Source organism: Phenylobacterium sp., assembly GCF_036402295.1.
Classification (GTDB): Bacteria; Pseudomonadota; Alphaproteobacteria; order Caulobacterales; family Caulobacteraceae; genus Phenylobacterium.
On record NZ_DASWTE010000184.1, the window covers coordinates 1 to 7,940 of the forward strand.

At 73.2% G+C, this 7,940-nt stretch carries 8 protein-coding genes; 7 read left to right on the plus strand and 1 reads right to left on the minus strand.

Annotated features, from left to right (window positions below; all coding sequences use genetic code 11):
* The 3 genes from VGD44_RS11550 to VGD44_RS11560 form a co-directional block, all read left to right on the plus strand.
* On the plus strand, window positions 1-1,093 hold a 1,093-nt coding region (locus VGD44_RS11550), incomplete at its 5' end, for an MFS transporter (RefSeq protein WP_331087068.1).
* Window positions 1,094-1,158: 65 nt separating this feature from the next.
* Window positions 1,159-2,157 (plus strand): sigma-70 family RNA polymerase sigma factor, encoded by a 999-nt coding sequence (locus tag VGD44_RS11555; protein ID WP_331087070.1) that lies wholly within the window; start codon window positions 1,159-1,161, stop codon window positions 2,155-2,157.
* A 53-nt stretch (window positions 2,158-2,210) separates the two neighbouring features.
* Window positions 2,211-2,633, plus strand: coding sequence for an SRPBCC domain-containing protein (locus VGD44_RS11560; protein ID WP_331087072.1), 423 nt, complete (start codon window positions 2,211-2,213; stop codon window positions 2,631-2,633).
* 12 nt (window positions 2,634-2,645) lie between these two features.
* Here the strand turns inward: VGD44_RS11560 and mutY are convergent, their stop codons facing one another.
* A complete protein-coding gene (mutY, locus tag VGD44_RS11565) occupies window positions 2,646-3,692 on the minus strand; it encodes an A/G-specific adenine glycosylase (protein ID WP_331087074.1) in 1,047 nt (348 codons plus the stop codon).
* 45 nt (window positions 3,693-3,737) lie between these two features.
* On the opposite strand from mutY, the gene VGD44_RS11570 reads away from it, so the two are divergent.
* From VGD44_RS11570 to VGD44_RS11585, 4 genes are all read left to right on the plus strand, one after another.
* Entirely contained in the window at window positions 3,738-4,283 is a 546-nt protein-coding gene (locus VGD44_RS11570; RefSeq protein ID WP_331087076.1) for a DUF721 domain-containing protein, read from the plus strand.
* A 117-nt stretch (window positions 4,284-4,400) separates the two neighbouring features.
* Window positions 4,401-5,027: a DsbA family protein gene (locus tag VGD44_RS11575; RefSeq protein ID WP_331087078.1), complete on the plus strand. Its 627-nt coding sequence runs from the start codon at window positions 4,401-4,403 to the stop codon at window positions 5,025-5,027.
* On the plus strand, window positions 5,024-5,671 hold the full coding sequence (locus tag VGD44_RS11580) for a DsbA family protein (protein ID WP_331087080.1): 648 nt from the start codon (window positions 5,024-5,026) through the stop codon (window positions 5,669-5,671). Before VGD44_RS11575 ends, VGD44_RS11580 begins: the two co-directional genes overlap by 4 nt.
* A gap of 6 nt (window positions 5,672-5,677) precedes the next feature.
* Window positions 5,678-7,940 (plus strand): AAA family ATPase (locus VGD44_RS11585; protein ID WP_331087082.1); only part of this gene is annotated, 2,263 nt, incomplete at its 3' end.

Sequence of the window (7,940 nt, forward strand, 5' to 3'; positions counted from 1 at the left end):
CTTCGCAGGCCTCATCGAGCCGATGGCGGCGGACCTCGGGGTCTCTACCGCCGTGGCCGGCCAGCTGCAGACCGCCTACGTCCTGACCTCGGCGGTGCTGGGCCCGGTCGTGGCCTGGGGTCTCGGCCGCATGGACCGGCGGTTCGTGGTGATCCTGGGCCTGGTGATCGGCCTCGTTCTGCATCTGGCCTGCGCCATCGCACCCAACTTCGAGACCCTGCTCGTGGTCCGCGCCCTGGCGGGTGTCGCGGGCGCCATGTCGGGGCCGGCCGCCAGTGTAGCAGCGGCGTCGCTGGTTCCCCCCGAGCGGCGCGGCTCGGCGCTGGCGATGGTGTCGGGCGGCATGACCCTGGCGTTCGTGGTCGGCATCCCGATCGGCAGCGTCGCCGGGGCGATGTTCGGCTGGCGGGCGACCTTCGTCGTGGCCGCGATCCTGGCCGCCGTCGCCCTGGCGGCCGTCGCCGTGTTCCTGCCCAGCGTGCCGGCGCCGCCCAAGCGCGAAGGCGGCAGGCTGCAGCTCGACGGCATCTGGCCCCTCTACCTGACCAGCTTCCTGACCTTCGCCGCCAACATGACGCTGAACCTCTACATCGCGCCGATCGTGCGGGTGGGGACGGGCGTGACCGGGGCCGGCGTCGCGATCTTCCAGTCGATGATCGGCTTCGGCGCCGCCGCGGGCCTGTGGCTGGGCGGGCGGGCCGCCGACCGGGGCGCGGGCAAGGCCTGGGTGCTCCAGTGCATTGCGCTGCAAGGCGTGGCCATGACCCTGCACCTGTCGGCGACCCACCACGTCCTGCCGCACGGCCTGGCCGTCGACGGGCTGGTGCTGGCCGCCGTCTTCCTGGCGGCGACGGCGCTGTTCTCGATCTCGCCGGTCACGCAGTCGCGGCTGATCCAGATGACCGACGGCGCCCCGGTGGCGCTGGCGCTGAACGGCTCGGTGTTCGCCATGGGCCAGGCGCTGGGCTCGACGATGGGCGGGGCCGCCCTGGCGAGCTTCGGGGTGCCCGCCATCCCCGCCGCTGCGCTGGCCATGTCGCTGACGGCGCTGGTGACGCTCAGTTTCGTGTTCCCGCGCGCGCCCAGACCCTAAAGTTCCCGCGTATCCTTTTCGCGTCCCCGTCCGTCTTAGGTCGCATTGGCTAGAAGGGGATCGGCATGGCCGACGAGACCGGAGCATTCGCCGTCCAGGAGGAGGTCCAGGGCGGCTGGCGGAAATTCATCGACGACCTCGCGCCGCTCCGGCCCGACCTGTTCCGCTACTGCTGCGGGCTGACGGGCAACGTCTGGGATGGCGAGGACCTCGTGCAGGACGTGCTGGCGAAGACGTTCGCCCAGCTGGGCAAGGTCAACGCGCAGCTCACCCACCCGCGGGCCTACCTGATCCGCGCGGCCACCAACCTGTGGATCGACCGCCTGCGCCGCGCCAGTCTGGAGCGGGCGCACGCCGCGGCCGTCGAGGCCGAGGCGCCGCCGCCCGCCGACGATGCGAGCCAGGTCGTGGACGTGCGCGCCGCCGCCAACGGCCTCTTCCTGCACCTGGCGCCGCGGGAGCGGGCGGCGGTGCTGCTGGCCGAGGTGCTCGACTTCTCGCTGGAGGAGACCGCCAGCATGCTGAAGACCACCGTGGGCGCGGTAAAGGCCGCGCTCTCCCGCGGCCGCGCGCGCCTCAGGGCCGCCCAGGCCGCGCCGCCGTCGCCGTGGGCCACGCCGCGCGAGGTGGTGGACCGCTTCGTCGCCGCGCTGACCGCCAAGGACTTCGACGCCATCCGCGCGCTCTGCCTGGCCGACGTCACGGTGGACATGAGCGGCGGGCCGACGTTTGACGGGTACGAGGTCGGAAAGACCACGGTCGAGCACGCCCACTTCGTGGCCCCGCAGTTCGGCCTGCACGACGCCCCGCGCTGGGAGGTGGCGGTCGTTCAGGGCGAGCCGGTGGCGATCGGCTTCCGCACCCAGGACGGCGTCGAGGGCCTGAACGAGGTCTGGCGTTTCGAGATGGGCGAGGGCGGCGTCTCGCGCCTGCGGCTCTACTGCTTCAGCCCCGACGTGCTGGTGGCGGTGGCCAAGGAGCTGGGCGTGCCGGTGCTGCGGCGGCCCTACCGCAGCTGGCCCTACGGCCCGTCCGGTCCGCCGCTGCGGCCCGAGGTCGACTGAAGCCTTTCGCCGCCGTTCCGCGTTTGGTCGCCTATCAAGGTTAGGAGGCGGCCATGAAGGCGACAGCGCAGGCCTCGCGGGTGATCCCGGCGAAGCCGGAGAAGGTGTGGGACACGCTCACGTCCAAGGCGGGCATGAAGGCCTACATGATGGGCGCGGACGTGGAGACCGACTGGAAGGTGGGCTCGCCCATCACGATGAAGGGCCAGTTCGGCGGCAAGCCGTTCGAGGACACGGGCGAGGTGCGCTCTTTCGAGCCCGGCAAGTGCTTCAGCTACACCCACCAGAGCGGCGGACAGGGCCAGAAGCACCTCGTAACGGTCGAGGTCGCGCCGAAGGACGGCGGGACCGAGGTCGTCATCACTCAGGCCAACGCCGACGGCTCGGTCACCGACGCCGACCGCGAGCACAAGGCGCAGTATGAGAAGACCTGGGCGACGATGCTGGAGGGCGTGGAGAAGGCGGTCGCGAACTAGCGGCTTGCGCGGTCAGAGCAGGTTCGTGAGCCCCGCCCGCGCCGCCTTGAGGAACACGCTGGGCAGGGCGTCGAGGTCGCGGCGGGGGCTCCAGATCACCCCGGACGCGTCGCCCTCGGCGCGCAGCAGGCGCAGGGTGAGCGTGAAGTGGGTGAAGCCGTGCTCCACCTCGCCCACGCCGCGCCATGCCGCCTTGGCGGGCGCGTGCCGCACCGCCTCGGCGTCGTCCCACCGCTGGGCCCGCCAGTCGGTGGTTGGGAGCGCCAGCATGCCGCCCAAGAGGCCCTTCGGCGGGCGGCGCACCAGCGCCACCTCGTCGCCGCGGGTCAGCACATAGGCGACGCCGTGGCGGTGCGGCCGGACGGCCTTCTCGGCCCTGCGCGGGTAGGTTTCCGGCGCGCCGGCCGCCAGCGCCGCACAGTGGGCCGAGATCGGGCAGCGGTCGCAGAGCGGCGCCTTGGGGCGGCAGACGGTGGCGCCGAGGTCCATCAGCGCCTGGGCCCAGTCGCCGGGCCGGTCGTCGCGCACTAGGCCGGCGGCCAGACGCTTCAGCTCGGGTTTGGCGTCGGGCAGGGGCTCATCGACGGCGAACAGGCGCGCCATCACCCGCTCGACGTTGCCGTCGACCACGTTGGTCGGCCGGTCGAAGGCGATCGCGCCCACCGCCGCGGCCGTGTACGGCCCGAGCCCCGGCAGCGCGCGCAGGCCTCCCTCCGTGTCGGGGAAGACGCCGCCGTGCTCCGTCGCCACGGCGCGGGCGCAGGCCAGCAGGTTGCGGGCGCGGGCGTAGTAGCCGAGCCCCGCCCAGGCGGCCATGACGTCGGCGTCGGGCGCTGCAGCCAGGTCGGAGACGGTCGGCCAGGTCGCCGTGAACTTCAGGAAGTAGGGCGCGGCATGCGGCACGGTGGTCTGCTGCAGCATCACCTCGGACAGCCACACGCGGTAAGGATCGGCCCGCACGCCTGCGGCATGCTCCGCCGGCCCCACGCGCCAGGGCAGGTCGCGGGCATTGGCGTCGTACCAGGCGAGGAGCTGGGCGCGGAGCGTGTCGTGCGTCACCGCACCCGCCTACCACCCGCTGCGACGCCGCGGTAGGGTGGCGCCGTGTCCCGCAGACCCCTCCCCACGCTCGAGGAAGCCCGCGCCATCCTGGCCGCCAAGCGCACGCGACCACAGGCCCGGCCGCCGCCGCCCGCGGGCCGGGGCCTGACGCGCTACATCAAGGATCTCGACGCCAAGTACGGCCAGGGCGCAGGCGCGCTCACGGCCCGCTGGCGCGAGGTGGTCGGGCCCGAGATCGCCCGGCGCACCGAGCCGGTGAAGCTGGTCCGCGGCCGCAACGGCGGGCCCTCGTCGCTGGAGATCCGCGTGGCGGGGCCTTCCGCCGCGATCATCCAGCACCAGGCGCACGAGATTCTGGCGCGGGTGAACCTGTTCCTGGGGCCGGACGCGGTACAGAAGCTGCGCATCGTGCAGGGCCCGTTGCACCGCGCCGAACAGCCGCCGGCGCCCCGCCGCCGCGCCCAGCCGCTGGATGCTGCCGCCGAGGCGAAGCTCACGGAGGGTCTGGCGCAGGCCCCCGAGGGACGGCTCAAGGACGCCCTCCTGGCGCTCGGGCGCGGCGTTCTGAAGCGCCACGGCCAAGGTTGACACGAAACCGCCGCGGTCTAATCGGCAATTGCCCGCCGCCGCCCTTTCGAGAGGGTGGCTCGCGGCGCGTGGGAATCGCGCTTTAATCCTTTGTTCAGAACCTCCGGAAGGTCCTCGATGTCCAACCTCAGCCGTCGTCTCCTGATGGTCGCCGCCGCCGCAGGCGCGGCCCTGACGCTGGCAAGCTGCAACAAGGCCGGTGGCGGCGCGGCCGCCTCGGCCGACGCCATGACCATGGGCGACCCGAAGGCGCCGGTGCACATGGAGGAGTACGCCTCCACCACCTGCAGCCATTGCGGCCGCTTCGCCATCGACGTCTTCCCGGGCTTCAAGGCCAAGTACATCGACACCGGCAAGGTGCGTTACACCCTGCACGAGTTCCTGACCCCGCCCGAGGCGATCGCCGCCGCCGGCTTCCTGACCGCGCGCTGCGCCGGCAAGGACAAGTATTTCAGCGTCGTCGACGCCCTCTTCCACAGCCAGGAAGAGATGTACCGCACCGGCGACGCCCGCGGCACGCTGCTGAAGGTGGCCCAGTCGGCCGGCATGACCGAGGACCAGTTCAACAAGTGCGTCTCGGACGAGAAGGCGGCCGCCGCCCTCAACGCCCGGGTCGAGAAGGCCATCAAGGACACCAACATCAGCTCGACGCCGACCTTCTTCTTCAACGGCAAGAAGGTGAAGGAAGGCGAGATGACCATGGAGGAACTGGACGCCGCCGTGGCCGAGGCCTCGAAGAAGTGACGGCGCTCACCCGCCGCGCGACCATCGCGGGCGCCGCCGCCGGCGCTGCGGTGATGGTCGCGCCTGCCGGGGCCGCGGTGAAGGCCGCGCCGGGCGACATGAACCTGGGCAGCCCCAAGGCGCCGGTGCATGTCGTCGAGTACCTGTCGCTCACCTGCCCGCACTGCGCGCACTTCCACGAGCAGGTCTTCCCGGCGTTCAAGAAGAAGTACATCGACACCGGCCGGGTCTACTTCACGATCCGCGAACTGCTGACGGCGCCGGCGAACGTGGCGGCGGCCGGCTTCCTGATGGCGCGCTGCAACGGCGGCGCGCGCTACTTCCAAGTGGTCGACCAAGTGTTCAAGAGCCAGTCGCGTTGGCAGCCCGGCGCGCCGATCAAGCCGATCTTCGTGGAGATCGCCAAGGCCAACGGCATGACCGAGGCCCAGTTCGAGGCCTGCATCACCGACGAGAAGGCGTCGCAGGCGCTCGAGGCCAGGCTGGAGTACGCGACCCAGACGGACAAGGTGACCAGCACGCCCACGTTCTTCGTCAACGGCGCCATGCTTCCGGGCCAGGACGTGCCGACCCTGGCCGACCTGGACGCCGCCATCGCCAAGGCGCGCAAGCCCGCCCCGGGCAAGACCGGCGGGAGGCGCTAGCCGGCCGTGCACTTCCAGCGCCTCAAGCTCGCGGGCTTCAAGTCCTTCGTCGATCCGACCGAGTTCCGGATCGAGCCAGGACTCACGGGCATCGTCGGGCCGAATGGCTGCGGGAAGTCGAACCTGCTGGAGGCGCTCCGCTGGGTCATGGGCGCCAACTCCGCCAAGGCGATGCGCGCCGGCGGGATGGACGACGTAATCTTCGCGGGCGCCTCGAACCGGCCCGGGCGCAACCACGCCGAGGTGGCGCTCACCATCGACAATTCCAACCGACAGGCCCCGGCGGCGTTCAACGACCATCCGGTGATCGAGGTGGTCCGCCGCATCGATCGTGGCGAGGGCTCGACCTACAAGATCAACGGCCGCGAGGTCCGCGCGCGGGACGTGCAGCTCTTGTTCGCGGACGCCTCCACGGGCGCGAGCTCGCCGGCGCTGGTGCGCCAGGGCCAGATCTCGGAGCTGATCGCCGCCAAGCCGCAGAACCGCCGCCTGATCCTCGAGGAGGCGGCCGGCGTCTCCGGCCTGCACTCGCGCCGGCACGAGGCCGAGCTCCGGCTGCGGGCGGCGGAGACCAATCTCACCCGCCTGGACGATGTCGCGCGCGAGTTGGAGGCCAACCTCGGGCGGTTGAAGCGCGAGGCGCGCCAGGCCGAGCGCTACAAGAAGCTGTCGGCCGAGATCCGGGCGCTGCAGGGCGCCGTGCTGGTGGCGAAGTGGACCGAGGCGAAGGCTGCCGCCGAACGGCTGCGGGCGGAATCCCAGGCCGCCATTCGCGCGGTGGAGGAGACCGCGCGCGCCGCCGCCGCCGCCACGACGCGGGCGACCGAGGCGGACGCGGCGCTGAAGCCGCTGCGCGAGGCCGAGACGGTGGCCGCGGCCATCCTGCACAAGCTCGCCATCGACAAGGACCGCCTGGACCGCGAGGAGGAGGCCCATGCCGCCGAACTCGCGCGGCTGACCGGCGACGTGGAACGGATCGACGCCGACCGCGCCCGCGAGGCCCACATCACCGAGGACGCCGAGGTCGCGCTGAGGCGGCTGGCCGAGGACCTGCAGGCGCTTGAGGGCCAGATCGCCTCCGCGCCCGAGCGCGGGCCGGAACTGGAGGCCGCCGCCCGCGCCGCCGAGACCGCCCGCGCCGCCGCGGACGCGGAGGTGGAACGGCTGGCCGGGGAACTGGCTGCCCAGGAGGCACAGCGCCGCGCCGCCCAGGCCAGGGTCGAGGAGGCGCAGACCCGCGTCGCCCGCACCCGCCGCGCGCTGGACCAGGCCAAGCACGAGCGCGAGGCCCTGGGCCCGGCGCTGAACCCGCAGGCGCATGCGGCCAAGGCCGCGCTGGACGAGGCCGAGGCCGCGCTCGCCGCCGCCCGCGCCGCGCTGGACGTCGCCGAGGACGAGCGCACCAAGGCCACCGAGGCGGAGGCGCTCGCTCGCGAGGCCGCCCGGAAGCAGGAAGAGCAGCTCGGCCGGCTGACCGCCGAGGCCCGGGCGCTGGCCGGTCTCGTCGCCCAGGCCAAGCGCGGCGGCTTCGCCCCGGCGCTGGATTCGGTGGCGCCCGACCGCGGCTACGAGGCGGCGCTGGCGGCGGCGTTCGGCGACGACCTGGACGCCTCGCTGGACCCCGCAGCCCCCGCACACTGGGGCGGCCGCGAGGCGCCGGCGCCGACCTGGCCCGCGGGCGCGACGCCGCTGGCTCCGCTGGTGAAGGTTCCGGCCGCATTGGCCGCGCGGCTGGCCTATGTGGCCTTGGTGGACCGCGCCGACGGCGACCGGCTCCAGAAAGGGCTCGCTCCCGGCGGCCGGCTGGTTTCGAAGGAGGGCGACCTCTGGCGTTGGGACGGCTTCACCGCCCGCGCCGACGCGCCCAAGCCCGCGGCCGTGCGGCTGGAGCAGAAGACCCGCCTGGCCGAGGTCGAGGGCGAGATCGAAGGGCTGGAGCCGAAGGCCAAGGCCGCCCGCGACACCGCCAACGCCGCGCTCGCTCGCGTGCGCGCCGCCGACGAGGCGCTGCGGACCGCCCGGCGCGAACCCCCGGCGCTGGAGCAGCGCGCCGCCCAGGCCCGTTCGGCGCTGGAGCGCTTCGACCGCGAGGCCGCGCTGAAGGAGGCCCGCGCCGCGTCGCTCGACGACCTCATCGGGCGCTTCGAGGCCGAGCTCTCCGAGCACGAGGCGCAACTCGTCGCGGTGACTGCCGAGGCGGGCGGCGAGGGCGACGCGGGCGACCTCGCCGAGCGCCTCGCCGCCGCCCGCGCCGCCGCCGGCCCGGCCC